The organism is Kordia sp. SMS9 (genome assembly GCF_003352465.1).
Lineage (GTDB): Bacteria > Bacteroidota > Bacteroidia > Flavobacteriales > Flavobacteriaceae > Kordia.
Window position 1 is genome coordinate 3,655,310 of the sequence record NZ_CP031153.1, and the last position, 15,402, is coordinate 3,670,711.

General features: G+C 35.6%; 16 protein-coding genes. 5 read left to right on the forward strand and 11 right to left on the reverse strand.

Annotation, left to right across the window (positions count from 1 at the left end; genetic code table 11):
- Positions 1-31: 31 nt before the first annotated feature.
- Entirely contained in the window at positions 32-556 is a 525-nt protein-coding gene (locus KORDIASMS9_RS15450) for an RNA polymerase sigma factor (RefSeq protein ID WP_114903705.1), read from the reverse strand.
- 111 nt (positions 557-667) lie between these two features.
- On the opposite strand from KORDIASMS9_RS15450, the gene KORDIASMS9_RS23730 reads away from it, so the two are divergent.
- Together KORDIASMS9_RS23730 and KORDIASMS9_RS15460 are read left to right on the forward strand one after the other, a co-directional pair.
- The gene (locus KORDIASMS9_RS23730) at positions 668-2,449 is read left to right on the forward strand and encodes a hypothetical protein (protein WP_205317999.1); all 1,782 of its coding nucleotides are present in this window, start codon (positions 668-670) and stop codon (positions 2,447-2,449) included.
- An 11-nt stretch (positions 2,450-2,460) separates the two neighbouring features.
- Positions 2,461-2,943, forward strand: coding sequence for a hypothetical protein (locus KORDIASMS9_RS15460; protein ID WP_240321062.1), 483 nt, complete (start codon positions 2,461-2,463; stop codon positions 2,941-2,943).
- Between the two features lie 29 nt (positions 2,944-2,972).
- Here the strand turns inward: KORDIASMS9_RS15460 and KORDIASMS9_RS15465 are convergent, their stop codons facing one another.
- Complete coding sequence (locus tag KORDIASMS9_RS15465; protein WP_205318000.1) at positions 2,973-3,158, reverse strand: hypothetical protein; 186 nt, start codon at positions 3,156-3,158, stop codon at positions 2,973-2,975.
- 443 nt (positions 3,159-3,601) lie between these two features.
- On the opposite strand from KORDIASMS9_RS15465, the gene prmC reads away from it, so the two are divergent.
- Both prmC and KORDIASMS9_RS23740 read left to right on the forward strand, forming a co-directional pair.
- Positions 3,602-4,474 (forward strand): peptide chain release factor N(5)-glutamine methyltransferase, encoded by an 873-nt coding sequence (prmC, locus tag KORDIASMS9_RS23735; protein ID WP_205318001.1) that lies wholly within the window; start codon positions 3,602-3,604, stop codon positions 4,472-4,474.
- Positions 4,475-4,561: 87 nt separating this feature from the next.
- Positions 4,562-5,137: a TIGR00730 family Rossman fold protein gene (locus tag KORDIASMS9_RS23740; protein ID WP_205318002.1), complete on the forward strand. Its 576-nt coding sequence runs from the start codon at positions 4,562-4,564 to the stop codon at positions 5,135-5,137.
- Here KORDIASMS9_RS23740 and KORDIASMS9_RS15475 read toward each other — a convergent pair.
- The 7 genes from KORDIASMS9_RS15475 to KORDIASMS9_RS15505 form a co-directional block, all read right to left on the reverse strand.
- Positions 5,134-5,649, reverse strand: coding sequence for a hypothetical protein (locus KORDIASMS9_RS15475; protein WP_162819990.1), 516 nt, complete (start codon positions 5,647-5,649; stop codon positions 5,134-5,136). The genes KORDIASMS9_RS23740 and KORDIASMS9_RS15475 overlap by 4 nt on opposite strands.
- A gap of 32 nt (positions 5,650-5,681) precedes the next feature.
- Complete coding sequence (locus KORDIASMS9_RS15480; protein ID WP_114903708.1) at positions 5,682-6,200, reverse strand: hypothetical protein; 519 nt, start codon at positions 6,198-6,200, stop codon at positions 5,682-5,684.
- Between the two features lie 37 nt (positions 6,201-6,237).
- Complete coding sequence (locus KORDIASMS9_RS15485) at positions 6,238-6,738, reverse strand: hypothetical protein (RefSeq protein WP_114903709.1); 501 nt, start codon at positions 6,736-6,738, stop codon at positions 6,238-6,240.
- A gap of 73 nt (positions 6,739-6,811) precedes the next feature.
- Complete coding sequence (locus KORDIASMS9_RS15490) at positions 6,812-7,312, reverse strand: hypothetical protein (protein WP_162819991.1); 501 nt, start codon at positions 7,310-7,312, stop codon at positions 6,812-6,814.
- 13 nt (positions 7,313-7,325) lie between these two features.
- On the reverse strand, positions 7,326-7,817 hold the full coding sequence (locus KORDIASMS9_RS15495; RefSeq protein WP_114903711.1) for a hypothetical protein: 492 nt from the start codon (positions 7,815-7,817) through the stop codon (positions 7,326-7,328).
- A gap of 45 nt (positions 7,818-7,862) precedes the next feature.
- Positions 7,863-10,400 carry a glycoside hydrolase family 2 protein gene (locus KORDIASMS9_RS15500; protein WP_114903712.1) on the reverse strand — a complete coding sequence of 846 codons (2,538 nt, stop codon included), beginning with the start codon at positions 10,398-10,400 and terminating at the stop codon, positions 7,863-7,865.
- Positions 10,397-11,128, reverse strand: a complete 732-nt coding sequence (locus KORDIASMS9_RS15505; protein WP_114903713.1) for a copper homeostasis protein CutC — start codon at positions 11,126-11,128, stop codon at positions 10,397-10,399. The genes KORDIASMS9_RS15500 and KORDIASMS9_RS15505 overlap by 4 nt, the downstream gene beginning before the upstream one ends.
- Positions 11,129-11,667: 539 nt before the next feature.
- Between KORDIASMS9_RS15505 and KORDIASMS9_RS15510 the strand changes: the two genes are divergently transcribed.
- On the forward strand, positions 11,668-12,378 hold the full coding sequence (locus KORDIASMS9_RS15510) for a DUF6261 family protein (protein ID WP_114903714.1): 711 nt from the start codon (positions 11,668-11,670) through the stop codon (positions 12,376-12,378).
- A 46-nt stretch (positions 12,379-12,424) separates the two neighbouring features.
- On the opposite strand, the gene KORDIASMS9_RS15515 is transcribed toward KORDIASMS9_RS15510, so the two are convergent.
- On the reverse strand, positions 12,425-14,068 hold the full coding sequence (locus KORDIASMS9_RS15515) for a T9SS type A sorting domain-containing protein (RefSeq protein ID WP_114903715.1): 1,644 nt from the start codon (positions 14,066-14,068) through the stop codon (positions 12,425-12,427).
- Between the two features lie 339 nt (positions 14,069-14,407).
- A complete protein-coding gene (locus tag KORDIASMS9_RS15520; RefSeq protein WP_114903716.1) occupies positions 14,408-15,205 on the reverse strand; it encodes a carbohydrate kinase family protein in 798 nt (265 codons plus the stop codon).
- Positions 15,206-15,402: the final 197 nt, after the last annotated feature.

Here is a 15,402-nt window from a genome sequence, read left to right on the forward strand (position 1 = left end):
TATATAACAACTCATGGTTAAAAATCCCTGATTATTTTAAATTAAATCCTTCTAATTGTTCTTTTAGTATCATAAAAGCTCTGTGAACTCTATATTCTACTACTTTTACAGTAACTCCTAGCATGGCTGCAATTTCTTTTTGTTTTTTGTTTTCTGCCTTACTTAATAAAAAAGCGACACGGTATTCCTCTTTCATATCCTCTAAAATAGCATTGTATTTTTGTAAAAACTCTGCTTCTTGCATAATAAACTCTGGACTTTCGTGGGTATGCGTTTTGGTATTCGCTTTTTGATAATTGAGTTTTACCTTTTCATGTTTCAATTGATTCAATACCATATTATTTGCTACTGTAAACAGAAAAGATTTAGCTTTTGCGGGCGAAACTGTATTACAATTGTTCCAAAGTTTTAAAAAAGCTTCTTGCGTAGTATCATTCGGATTGCACGTACTTCCATACTTATAGTATAAAAAATCGTGTATACTTTTGGAAAGCTTTCGATAGAGGCTTTCAAAAATACGTTCTTCACAAACCGTTGTTTCTAGTTCTTTTTTCACAAAAAAAATATTGAAATCAAGATAGGTAAAAAATTTTTAAAAAAAGTCAGGGATTTTAATTTCGTGGTTGTTGTATAGTAAAAGAAGGAAAAAATAAAATCCCAAATAATTATGAAAACACTCACACAACTTTTAACAACCGCTTTATTTTTAGCGCTTGTGTTTACTTCCTGTAGAACAGAAGACATGGAAGTTATTGAAGCGCCGCAGGAACAAACATTAGATATCAACTCACCTGTAAAAACGTTGATGCAACGAACTGCAACTAATGATGGTTCTTTTGATAATATCATTGATAATGCAAACTGTATTTCTGTTCAATTGCCAGTTACAGTCGTAGTTAACGGATTGCAAATCATTGTAGATTCGGAAGATGATTTTGAAACGATTGAAGCTATTTTTGAAGAATTTGAAGATGACAATGACGATTTGATCATTGAATTTCCAATCACTATTATTTTAGTTGATTTTACAGAAGTTGTGATTAACAATGCAGCCGAATTCGCCACATTTACAGACAATTGTGCTGGCGAAAATGAAGCAGATGACGATATTGAATGTTTGGATTTTAACTATCCAATTGTTGCTTCGTTCTTTAATACAAATAATGAATTGATAGAAACGATTTCTATCATGAATGATGCACAAATGTATGCGTTTATTGAAAATATAGATGTCAATGATATCATTACGGTTCAATTCCCGATTAGCGTGACTACGTATGATGGCGAAACGATCACCATCAATAATTTTGCGGAATTGGAAAACGTTATTAATACCTACGATGATGCTTGCGATGAAGACGATGACAACGATTATGATGATGATGATTGCGACAATTGTACCAATGATCAATTAGCAACTGTGTTAAGTCAATGTTCCAATTGGACAGTTGATAAGTTAGAACGAAATGACAACGACTTGGAAGATATGTATGTAGGTTATAAATTCAACTTTGCAACGGATGGAAGTGTTCAAGTAGCGTTTGGGAATGATACTTTTACAGGAACTTGGCAATCTTCTGGAAGCGGAAATGGGATTACAGTAGCGATTACGATTCCTGATTTACCAGACTTTAACGCATCGTGGAATCTTCACGAAATAGAACAAGAAGGCGATGAAACCAAAGTTGATTTGCGATTGGGTGATGATCGTTTGCGATTTGAAAGCGACTGTTCTTCTACAGGAAATAATGGAATTGTTGATGATACTGCTTTGGTAAACGCACTCACAATGGGCGATTGGTACATTACCTATTATTTTGATGAAACGGATGAAACAGCGGACTACGCGGATTATAAATTTAACTTTTCTTCGGACGGATCGGCAACAGCTAACTTAATGGGTGCAATTACGGATGGTTTTTGGAATACTGGAGTTGGTGATGATACGCCTTTGGAATTGAACTTAAATTTTGGCACAACAATTCCACTAGATGAATTGGCAGAAGATTGGGATGTGTTGGAAGTTACCAATGACATTATACGTTTAAAAGATGTAAGTGGTGGCGATGGAAGTATTGATTACTTAACTTTTGAACGAAATCCTTCTGGCGGAGGCGGCAACACGAACTTAGATGTCATTTTAACAACAGGCATTTGGATAGTAGATTCGTATACTGACGACGGCGTAGATGAAACGGCAGATTATAACGGATATCAACTCACATTTGCTAATAATGGTACCGTACAGGCTGTCAATGGTGCAACCATTAACGGAACTTGGGATGTACAGAGTTCTGGCAGTGTTTTACTACTAAATTTTGGAGCCATTCCGTTTGATGAATTTAACGATGATTGGGATGTGATTTCTATTTCTGACACGCAAGTACAATTACAAGATGTCAGCGGTGGCGGTGGTGGCACAGATACATTAACACTTTCTAAACTATAAAAACACTTCTTATGAAAACACGACTTTATTTAGGCTTTTTAGTCATGCTGAGTTTCTCTTTGATGTCAACAACTTGCGATACAGACGATGATGTTGTCATTGACAATTCGCAAACCATTGCTGAAATTAAGGATATTGCAGAAACCAATACTTGGAGAATTACCAGTTATGTAGACTCTGGACAAGACGAAACCAACGATTTTAACAATTATACTTTTACTTTTGCTGATGGCGGAACCGTTACAGCGAGTAATGGAACCGATCAAGTACAAGGAACATGGTCAGTAACCGATAGTAGCAACAGTAATGATGATAGTAGTTCTGATGATGATATCGACTTTACTATTTCGTTCAACGTGCCTAACACAAGCAATTTCTTTGATTTGAATGACGATTGGGATATTATTAGTTATTCTTCTACCACCATAAGTTTACAAGATGTTAGCGGAGGAAACGGTGGAACAGATACCTTAGTTTTCCAAAGAAATAATTAATCTTTTTTTGCCCTAAAAAGTCTTGATAGTTAGTTTTGATTAAGAGCAATTTTAAGCTGTTTTATTACAATTTCTATCATTGTAGTATGACTTGTTTTAAAACGCTCCCAAAGTCTATCCAAAGAACCAATCACGTTAGCTAAATGTGGTTGGTTTTCTTTTGTAGGAGTGTTGTATGATGTATTTTCCTTTCTTCCTTCGATTAGCACTACCATTTTTCACAAGAGAAAAGTACTAATATTATAGATAAACCACAATGTTTTCACCCAATTTATGCAGGCAATTTATAACGCTTTTTCCCGCGAACATGCGCAATAGAAACCCCATCAATCAATAGTACTAATTGCGCATAACTCAGCTTGATACTGGTGACAGCTTCATCATAAACTGGTAATTCAAAATGACTATCTTCGCACGCAACAGATACAGTCTTGAAAAAGCACTATATTGACGAGCGAATCGTAGATAAAGCCATCAAAGAATTAGATATATTTGAAGAATGAAAAAAATAATAAAACGGTACTCTTATAAAAATCAAGAAAATAGAATTTTAAGAAAGTAAGCGTAAGTCCATATAATAGGGCGTTTGAAAATAAATTTATCGAAAATCAATAAACTAACTGACAGCGAACAGCGAAAGCGATCTAATTAAAAAACCTTGCTACTAAAAGACATACAAGACATATTTCACAAAGAATTGGACGACATTTACGGAAAGAATGAAGTGGATAGCTTCTTTTTTATGCTGACAGAAGCGTATGTTGGTTTGGAGCGATTTGCGTTGGTGTTAACGCCTGATTTTGTCATTACCAAAGCGCAAGAAACGCCGCTATTTGAAGCGTTGAGCGAATTGAAACTTGAAAAACCGATTCAGCATATTTTAGGAAAAGCGCACTTTTATGGTTTGGATTTTTTTGTCAATGAACACACCTTAATTCCACGACCAGAAACGGAAGAATTGGTGGCTTTGATTTTACTCAATATAAAAAAACTTTTTAAAGATAAACCGCTTCGAATTTTAGATATTGGTACAGGAAGTGGCTGTATTGCCATTGCTTTGCAGAAAAATTTACCCAACGCCGACGTATACGCGCTCGATATTTCAGAAGATGCGTTGAAAGTGGCACAAAAAAACGCAGAACGTAATGATGTTTCTGTCGAATTCATGCAGGCAGATGTATTGTCTTTGAAAGACTTGAACGTGTTTGAAGAAGACGAATTGTTGTTTGATCTTATTGTATCGAATCCGCCGTATGTGCGGAATTTGGAAAAAGCTGAAATGCAGAAAAATGTGTTGGAATACGAACCAGATTCCGCGTTGTTTGTAGCAGATGACAATCCGTTGGTTTTTTATGATCAAATTGCCAATCTCGCGAAAGCATACTTGCAACCAAACGGAAGCTTGTATTTTGAAATCAATCAATATTTAGGACAGGAAATGGTGGAAATGCTCAAGGAAAAGCAATTTCATAATATAGAGTTGCGAAAAGATATTTTTGGTGTGGATCGGATGGTCTTGGCAACGATATAGATGGATACTATTAAATTACAAATGAAAATATAGTTTCAATCAACAATCAACAATCAACAATCAACAAATTAACGAATCAACAAATACATGAAAAGCATCGCCATTTATTGTGGAAGTAGTTTAGGAAACGATCCGAAAATCGTTGCAGACGCTGCCGAATTGGGAAAGAAATTAGCCGAAGAAAATATTACTGTTATTTATGGTGGCGCCAGAATTGGAATTATGGGAACGGTTGCCAATACTGCTTTGAAACATGAAGGAAAAGTGATTGGTGTGATTCCTGAATTTTTGAAACGCAAAGAAGTTGTTCATACTGAACTCACGGAATTGCACACCACAGAGACCATGGTAGAACGCAAAATGAAAATGATTGATATGGCAGAAGGATTCATTGCATTGCCTGGTGGATTTGGAACACTAGAAGAGCTTTTTGAAGTCATCACCGCTTTGCAATTGGCTCAAATGGAACATCCTGTGGCAATTTTAAATAGCAATGGATATTATGACCAACTTATCGCGATGATGCAAACTATGATGCAGAAAGAATTGTTGAAACCTAAGAATTTTGACATGTTGATCATTGAAACAGACATTCAAATCTTGTTAGAACGCATGCGTAATTTTGTTCCAAAAACAACACCAAAATGGTTGAAAACCAATTAATTTATATTCTTTTCTATAAGACTTCTTACAATCAAAGGAGCATATTTGTCTTCCATTAGAAAGGCATCTACTTTGGTTCGGTACGTTACATTATTGTGTTTAAAAAATAACTTTCCTTGAATGCCTGTGAAACCATCTTCCGCTTTTTCTTCATAGGTGAAATCTACGAATTCAATAGCACTCCATTTGATCTTAAAGGTCTTAGCATTTTCTTGGAGTTCAGTGTATTCTTTAGTGATTTTTGCATGGTATTCTTCAGTGGTTAATCTATTGATTTCTCTTTTAGTATAACTTTCTTCAGCATCAACATGTTTGGTGGTATATGCTTTCAATTCCTCTAACGTTAACAAGCTATAAATAAACTCTTTATCAGAAGTGTTTTCAAAATTTTGTAAGAGCTTAAACGCATACATGCCTAATGCTTCTGGCATATCCACTTTTTTATTTATCTGAGCAAACGCTGAAAAGCTAATTGTTAGCGATAGTATGAAGAGGAATAGTGTTTTTTTCATGAGAAGTTGTGTTAAAATGTTGATAAGCTATATTATTCGGTAGGTTCTTTTTGTTTGAGTCTGTTTGCAATGACAGGAATGTACTTATTTTCAAGTTTTAAAGCAGTGGTTCGAACTTCATAAATGGTATCTTTAAACGTAAAAAGCAATTCTCCACCAATTCCTGTCAAACCATCAGCAGTACGTTCTTTAAAGTCAAATTGATAAAATGTAATGGCATTCCAATCAATATTATACTTTTCTCCGCCAGCTTTGATGTCATTGTAAGCCTTATTGGTGAGATTCTCGTAATTTTCTTTTTTAATACTTTCAATGCTTTTGATCGTTTCTTGTGAAAGTGTATCCGCATATTTTTTTCCATACGCTTTGATTTCCTCTAGCGTAAGCAGCTTGTTTTTAAAGTCTTCTAACGAAGTATTTTCAAAGTTTTTCAACAGATGTACTACATACGGACCTACATCTTCACTTTTGGAAAGGCGTTTTGATTGTTGACAAGAAAGAAAGAGTGTAGTGGCGATCAATACGATCAACACAAAAGATAGTTTTTTCATAAAACAGCCATATTCGTTGCGGTTAAAGATAAAAAAATTATAGATTCATTTCCCAGAAGGAGAACAATTCTAATAAGCCTGCTGTTTTGGGAGTGGACAACCAATGAATTTTAATGCTGTAATTTGCTTTGCTATTTTTGAAGCGTAAAACTCCTGCAATCAGCGTAACTCCATAGTCGCTATATTTTCGATATTCAAAATCAACATACTCCATATCTTTCCAAGTAATATAATTTTTCATTTCTCCTACTTTAAATTGGTGATATAAGTCGTTGATAGCTTCTGCATAACTGTCTTTGTCTAAAGGTGCATCGTAGAAAGCTTTTCTGGCAGCTGCTCCAATATCAGACATCGTGTTGTGGAGTTCATTGTACGATATAAAGTGCTTTTCAAAATTACTTTCAGAAAGCGTATCGAGCGTTTGCAATATGCCAAGCACATGTGTTCCTACATTGCTGGGCGCTACATGTTTTTCATCACAAGAAGAAAGGACGTATATATAACTCAACACAATAATAACAAGCACTAATTTTTTCATGAAAATGATTTGTTTTGAGGATAATTATTGGATTTGGCAAGTTTTAAAAGTGTATGACACATGCCAATAGGTGTTATTCCACGCGTTGCAATCCGCCCAAACCTAACAGCCCAGAAACATTTAAATCTGTCAGCCAATATATACCGATTTTGAAGTTTTCTTGATTTTTCTTAAAAAACAATGTTCCAAAATTTAGCGTCATGCTTCGGTTTCTGGTCGTTTGGTGTTTATAATCTACATACTCAATATCTTTCCAGAGGATGTAATTATTAGCTCCTTCTACACGGATGTTGTCAAAAATATAATTTATGTCAGAATTATACGTTTCTGAGGTCATTTGAGCAATCTTAGGAATTAACTTTTCACCTTCTTTAATAGTATTGATCATACTTTTAAGTTGCTCAAAAGCGATAAAGTTTTCACGGAATGTTTCTTTCGGAAGCGTATCAAGCGTTTTCAAAATTTGAAACACATGTTTGCCTACATTGGAGTGCGATACATAATTAGAGTCGCACGCATGGAACATTCCCGAAAGGGATACACAAATTAGGAGAATATATACTTTTTTCATCATGAAAAATCAAAGATTATTGCTTTCGTACAGGTTCAATGTTTGATAAATTGAACAAGCGTTGTTGGTTTTTAAAAGTAATGGAAACAATTTTAGTGACAAACTTTTTTTCGTTGAAATCAAACGCGACAAATCCGTCTTGAAAAGCAACGCCACTTTCATTTCGTACCGTATACGGATATTCTCTAAACGTAATGTTTCTCCAGTCAATATGATAACGATAGCCCGATTCTTGAATCATTTCGTAGGCTTGCTGTAGTCGCATAGTGTGTGTTTCTTTTGAAACATTCGTAATAGCATTTCTGAACGTATCTTCAATCGTACTGTCTTTGGCAAACTCCCGCAGTTCTTCTAAACTGATGAAGTAAGAATTAAATTCTTCTTGGGAAAGATTGCGCATATTCTGTAATAGTTGAAACGTATAGTTCCCAATAATTTCTTCGGGCTTTGGTTTGGAAGTGCAGGAAATAATGAAAGTTAGAATAACGATATATACAGCTTTTTTCATAAGTTGAAAGTCTAATTGAAGGCTAAAATACCAAAAAAGGCACGATTATTTTACAATAGGTTGTTGAATTCCATTCAAGGTCTTAAATGCTAAATCATCAATATGCTCAGCTTCTGTGGTAAACGTAATGGTAACTGTTTGATTTGGCAATACATCAAAGAAATTATCTGAAAAATGTCCTTTAGCTTTGGTATGAAAGAATACATCTTTTTGTAACGTCTTGGCAGAAACTTCAATGGTGAATCCAACTTCGGTTTTGGTGACTTTCGTCGAAATAGTTTCTTCAGGTAAGTTCAATTCTTTTGGACGTGCCACGTAGAATAGGGAAGTTGAGGTTGAACTCGAAGCTGAAGTTGAATTTGAAGCATTCGCAGTCTGAGCGGAGTCGAAGACTGCTTTCATTACATAATCGCTTGGATTGGCATTGATGTCTGAAACAGGCGTTTCCGCAACTAATAGACTTGTGTTTGCAGGGACTTTTATGTTTTTCTTTATTTCATGAATTTTTGATCCTTCAAAATCTAAAAAACTAAGGTTTAATTCACCTTCCAAGGCTTCTAATTTATCAGAAACAATATACGTGTGAATGGTATCATTTTCCACCACAGAAGAAATCAACACGTCTTCAAAAGACTTTTTTGTTTTGTAATGCAGCGCTTTCCAATTCCCCATAAAATCTATGCTCGACCATGAAACTACGGGCCAACAATCGTTTAATTGCCAATACAAACTTCCCATACAATACGGCATGGCACGGCGTTGTGCTTCCATGCCCATTGTCATACCTTTGGCTTGCGTTAATTGACTCGTATATACATAATCGTCACCCGAAGTTGGTACCGGATAATCGCGTTCCATATATTCACGAATCAGTTTGAAACCGCGCGGATGCTTTTGATGCGTACTATAACTGTCGTGATTGATGCTAATACTATCTTCTCCCGTAAAATACCGAATGGCTTCATACGAAGGAAACGACTGAAACCCGAATTCGCTCATAAAACGCGGTACTTTTTCTTCAAAACGTTCAAACGGAAATGCATCGTGCCAAACGCCCCAATCGTGCGCATCGCCTTCAAATTGAAAACGTGCATCGCCGCGTCCGTAACTTGGGGAACTTTCCCAATAGGAAATAGACGGATTGTATTTGGCAACCGTTTCTGGAAGAATTCGATTAAAGACTGTCACATAACTATCCCAGATTTCTTTTTTCTGAGCTTCTGTTTTATCAGTTTGCCAACCCCAACGATGCCACGCTTCATTGTTTTCATTGTTTCCACACCAAAGTGCAATAGAAGCATAGTTTCGCAATCGCTTTACTTGATCAATCGCTTCTTGCTGTACACTTTCTAAAAATGCTGCATCTCCGGGATACATCGCGCAAGCGAACATAAAATCTTGCCAGACTAGTATTCCTTTTTCATCACATAATTTGTAAAAGATATCATTTTCATAAATTCCGCCGCCCCAAACGCGCAACATATTCATATTGGCACCGACAACATCATTTAATAATTTTTCATAATGTGCATCCGTCACTTTGTCTTGCATGCTGTGTTGCGGAATGTAATTGGCACCTTTCATAAACACCGGAACGCCATTGAGTTTAAAATAAAAGGTTTCTCCTGCTTTGTCTTTATCTCGAATTAATTGAATGGTTCGCAAACCAACTTTTGCCGTTTCTTGTCCTTTGATGTCGTTTCCTTGCTTTAGTGTGACGTCAAACTCATATAAATGTGGTTCGCCCAAATTATACGTCCACCAACGTTTTGGGTTTTTAATTTGAAATCGTGTTGCGTATGTATGTGTGCCTTTGTAAATAGGTGTTTTGGCTGTATGTGTTGTTTCGCCGTATTTTATCTCGAAAGAAGCATCATTTACATCTTCATCAGAGGAAATCGTATATTCTACACTCAATGAAGCCAGTGAATCCGTTAGTGATTCTTGTTTAAAATACACATCGTCCAACTTCATATTGTTCCACGACGTAATTTTGATCGGTTTCCAAATTCCCGAAGTATTTACAATCGGTCCCCAATCCCAACCGTATTGAAATTGTGCTTTTCGTGTAAATACACGTGCGCCAGGCGGCAATATGTAATCTAATTTCGCCGTTTCTTTTTCTTCTTGAATGCTCGTTTTTTGAAAGTGAATCTGTAAGGAATTGCTCGCTTTCGCTAGATTTTTAATGTCGAAAGTCCATGTACGGAACGCATTGTTGGTTTTTCCGAGTAATGAATCGTTGAGGTAAATTTGTGCGTAGGTGTCCAAACCTTCAAAAGTCAGTTCGATATTCGATTTTTGCAACGTTTTTGCGTCAAGCTCGAATGTGGTTTGATAGTCCCAATTTTTCGTAGGAACCCATTGAACGCTGAGTTCGTTTGCGCCAAAAAACGGATCTTGGATTTTTGTATGATTTAATAAGTCTGAATATACATTGCCTGGGACACTTGCCGAATTCCATGTTGAATCTGTCGTTGCTTTGAATTCCCAGTTTTGGTGAATGTTTGCAACCGTTGGCACTTCCGTTTTTGCACAACTAATTAATATGAGGACTGCTAAGAGCGGTAAAAGTTTGTTCATAATTTGGTGTGAATGCGTGCTAGGATTTGTTTTATTTTTTCGGTGTTGGAAATTGGGATGTGTGTATCGCTTATAAATTTCTCACTATTCATGCTGATGTTTGGTGTGTTGATGGTTTGCTGAAAACTCGTAGCCGAACTGTGAATTTCTTGAAATCCAGCATCAATGAAGAGTTGCACATTTTCTGGATTGATTCCGCCGCCAGGCAGTATAATCAAACGATTTGGAACTATTTTTTGCAATGTTTGAAGCAACTCGATGCCTTTTTCTGCATTTTCTGCTTGTCCTGAAGTCAACACACGAGCTACGCCCAAATCTGCTAATTGTACAATGGCTTCTGTCGGATTTGGTGTCCAATCAAACGCGCGGTGAAACGTGAATGACATTGGTTTGGCGAGTTCTACGAGTTCTTGGGTTCGTTCTAAATCTATAGTGAAATCTTTGTGCAGCACTCCAGAAACAATTCCGCTACAGCCCAATTCTTTACATAGAATAATATTCGCTTTCATGATGTTGAATTCTGCATCTGAATAGGTAAAATTGCCACTTCTCGGACGAATTAGCACTTGCACAGGAATTTTGACATCGTGCATTACTTTTTTGAGCAATCCGTACGAAGGTGTGATGCCGCCAACTGCCAATTCCGAACACAATTCGATACGCTGTGCACCAGCTGTTGATGCATTTATGGAAGATTGATACGAATTTGCGCAGATTTCTAGAAGCATTGTTTTTTGGTTTTGGGTTTAGGTCGCTTCATTTTGCTAGGCTCAATGTGAACGCTTTTTGGTTTTTCTTTTTTGCTTCGCTTTTGTTGTCAGTTAGGAGTTGTCAGTTAGTATCTAATCATGTTCTTTGTTTTTACACTAAACTCTTCAACTTTAACTTCATTCCCAAAGATATCATTTAAAATTATTTTTTGTTGCGCTAAATCTTTCAATTATTGATATGATTTTTATTGATTAAACAGTGGAGCGTGGTCTTTTCGTTTTTAGCGGGAAGCTTGTTGCAGCGTTGCAGGAATGTTTTGTATGTTTCGGAATGCTAATTACAGTTTAGTAATTCATTTTCCGCAAAGAGAAAATTAAGAAAACAATTTTGTAATTAATATTCCGAAAGAAGTAATTATAAGAAACAGTTTTGTTTTTTAGAATCCGAATATAAATAATTGTTAAAACGTTACTGTATTCATAATCCCGAATCTAATTTATGAATGAAAATATAATTATATTAGTATGCTCGATTGAATCATTAGAAAAAACATAAAATGAACAACTTTCCGTCACCTTCGTTAAAAAACTATCGCAATAGCGAGTTTTTGCAATTTATGAAAGATGCGTTGAAATTGCTTGATAGCTATGATGTATTTGCTTTAGAGTTGATGAACGAACAAAACCATTTTGAAACTGCGATTCAAGCCTTAGCGTCGGTTTTTGAAACTGAACAAGAACGACCTTTAACAAATGAATTGACATTACTCGACAACCAACGCGATCAATTGTATGTGGGAATTCGTCATTTATTAAGAGGAAATAAGTATCATTTTGACGCAACCAAACAAGCGGCAGCTAAGCGTTTACATACACATTTTCAAAGTTATGGAAAGGATGTACACCGCATGGCATATCAATCCCAAACGGCACTGATTTCCAATATGATGCAAGAATGGCATACCGAAAAAGATTTACAAGCAGCTGTTGCATCGCTACAATTGTCAGAGTGGGCTAGTAGGCTCCAAACTGTCAATACAGAATTTGGCAAATTGTTTGTAGCAAGAATCTCAGAAATCACTGCTAATGATGCACCTACTTTCACCAGTCTACGCATTCATGCAAAAACTACCTATCGTATGTTGGTAGCGCGTATTTTAGCTTTTAAAACCTTAGATGTTCATGAAGATTATGCAAAATTGTATGCTGAAATTCATGAGTTGGCACGGGAATATAATTTGGTGTTGAAAGTGCGTGCGAAGCGTTGAGGTTGGTGACGGTGTTTTGAAGTTTATTTATAAAGTTTTGGTTAGCTTATTGTTTTATAAATCGGAAAATTGTTTGAGTATCTGTAGTTTTAACTTTCACAAAATACATTCCACTAGCAATATCTTTTATGTCAATTGTTGTGTCTGTTGCCGTTAAAACTAATTGACCATTGACTGCGTAAAATGCAATACTTTTAATTGTATTGGGTTCAATGTTTTTTATATTGACCAACGAAGTACTCGGATTGGGATACAACATCGTTTTTTCTTCAGAAATGTCCGTAATTGTCAGCGGAGCTTGGTTTTCAAGTGCGCCTATATCCAAAGTGTTTATAATTTGTTTGACTATACTATTTGTGTGCATAACATATTCATTCAATACATTATGATTTGGAAGGTGAATGGCAGGAATTGCACTTCCTGTATCAATTAATGGTGAAGTGTCTAGTAAGTTGAAATCTTGATTCGCGAAATCTACAAACAATGGATCAGAGCCAGCTAGATTATTACCTTGATCGTTCACAGTACCTGGTACTGAACCGCTGTGTGAGTTTACCCAATTTGTTTTAATCCAATTGTGATTAAGATTTAAAGTTCCGTTTGCATTGGTCATTGCCATACTGCTTCCATTATTGGAAGTATAGATTACATTGTTGAACGCGTGTATGGTCTCATCTTGCGTGGAGAGACGAGCAAGTGTCGTATTGGAATTTCTTGTGGATATAACTGTATTGTTATAAAAGTAGAGATTTCCCTTTCTATACCTGGATGTTGTTCCGCTATCTCCTCCATAATGTAGTATTTGAGAATTCCCAGCCCCATCAGGCTCTATGAGAATATTACCATATACATACGTGGAGGAATACGAGGGATCGCTATATAATTCTGATGTTCCAGATTCAACAAGATCTAGTTGACGGTTTCCGCTTTCAATCCAATTATATCGAACAACCAATCCTGCGGATCTATCTTTAAGGTTGTTACCTGTGGCTCCTGCTCTTAATGGACCAAACCTATTGTATTCATAGGTAATCCCTAATGCTTCTGTATATGTATTGTGTTCAAAAAAACTTCCCACAATTCCGTTATCATAGATATAATTATTGGCAATAAGAATATTGTTTGACTGTCCATTGTTAGCTCCAATAAAGATCCCATTTCCAGAGTCATGAATGTTGCAATTCCTAATGGTGATATGCGCTCCTTTTTCTATGTAAATGGACGCAGCATTACTTGCATAAGTATCTGTTTGACCATTATCCGTTGTAAAGTTGTAGGCAGGTCTTGCAGATTTTAGTTCTAAATTTTCAATGGTAATATAGCTCGGTAAACCATCAGCAGGAATGCTAGAGCCACCTATTTTGATAAGACCTCTTACTTCATTCCAATAATTTAGATTTGTAGGAGTGACAGCACCATTTCCATCAATTATGGGTTTTTGTCCACTTGGACCATTCACTCCAATAATTTCAATTCTATTTTGCGCTGTTCCTTGCGCATTAATCACCCATTTTTCATAATAAGGCGTGCTTTTCCAATGGATGTAAACTTTGTCTCCTGCTTGTAAGGCATCCCATGGAACTTCAGCGATATTTGCTAGTGGTTGTCCAGGACCGACGTGATAGTCTGTTGCATACATACTGTGAAACGATATTAGGGCGATTAAGGTAATTGTATAGTAGGATTTCATACGAATAAGATTTGGGCGTTATAAAGTTAAGTAATTGTAGGTCAACAACTTTATGATGTTAATATAAAGAATTCAAGAGTGTTAACAAAATTTTATTGAAGTCAAAAACCTTTTTGGAATATCAATTAAGAATAGTACGCAACAATTTTCAATGATGTAATGGCAGTGCTAAAGAATACTTTTATTGTTTTTTAGTGGTTATATCTTGATTTTCAGCAATGTTCATTTGAGGATTTTATGGAAAAACTAAAAGAAAGACATTCTTAGAAGTACTAAGAATGCCTTGTTTTTATGAACTTATTGGGTTTTGTAATGGTTGCTGGTGTTGCAGGTAGTTTTCTATTCTTGTTCAACTCCACCTACAAAATTCAAAACTTTACGAGCAGCAATTGAACCTTCTTTTAATGATTTTTCTATGTTTTTAGTTTTCAGCCATTCAATACTAAAAGCTGCTTGAAAAGCGTCTCCACAGCCTGTTGTGTCAACAATTTTATCAACTTCAATCGCTTTTTGGTAATATCTTTTATTTTCAAAAAGGGCTACACTGCCTTTCGCTCCTAAAGTTGTCACTATTAGTTTTCCCTTTTGGGAAGAAAGTTCTTGTAGTTCATCTAGCATTTCTTCTTTACCACTCAGAAACACAATGTCGATATTGTTTATATGTTCTTTGATAAAGTCGATTCCCAAGTAGTCTAAAAAATCAATCACTATTAATTGATTTTCATTTCGTCTCTTTAAAAGTTCTTTCAAGTTTGGGGCACCAGCTGGCATTGCAACAATTTTACTGTCGGCTAATGAATTCCAATCACTTTCTGATAATCTAAACTTATCAAATGCGCCTCCATTCCAGCTATCGTTTTTAAAATATCGGTCTCCTTTTTCATTAATGAAAATTTTATTTGATGCAGTCGGTTCGTTAATTTGATATAACCTAGAACGATTGATATTTAATTTATCTAATTGATTTTCTATTAGTTTTCCAAATTTATCTTTTCCAATGGCACCAATTACAGAGGTATTTTTATATCCTAAAAGTTTGCATTGAGCCGCAAAGTTCAATGAATTTCCTCCAACGTATATTTTATCCAATTCAGGAAAGAAATCGACACAAAAAGATGTTAATGCTGTTATTTTCATTTTTGTTATACAAATTATGGTTTTGTTATGTTATATTATATCAATTCTACTATAGGATGCAAAACATTCGCAGCGTTCTGTAATGCCAAAGCAACTTCGCTTTTTAAGTCGCATCTTATAGTAAAATTAGTATTGTTTAGCCCTTGATTACTGAAAGACAACAATCCTATTGAAAATATATGCTGAATTTTCTAGGA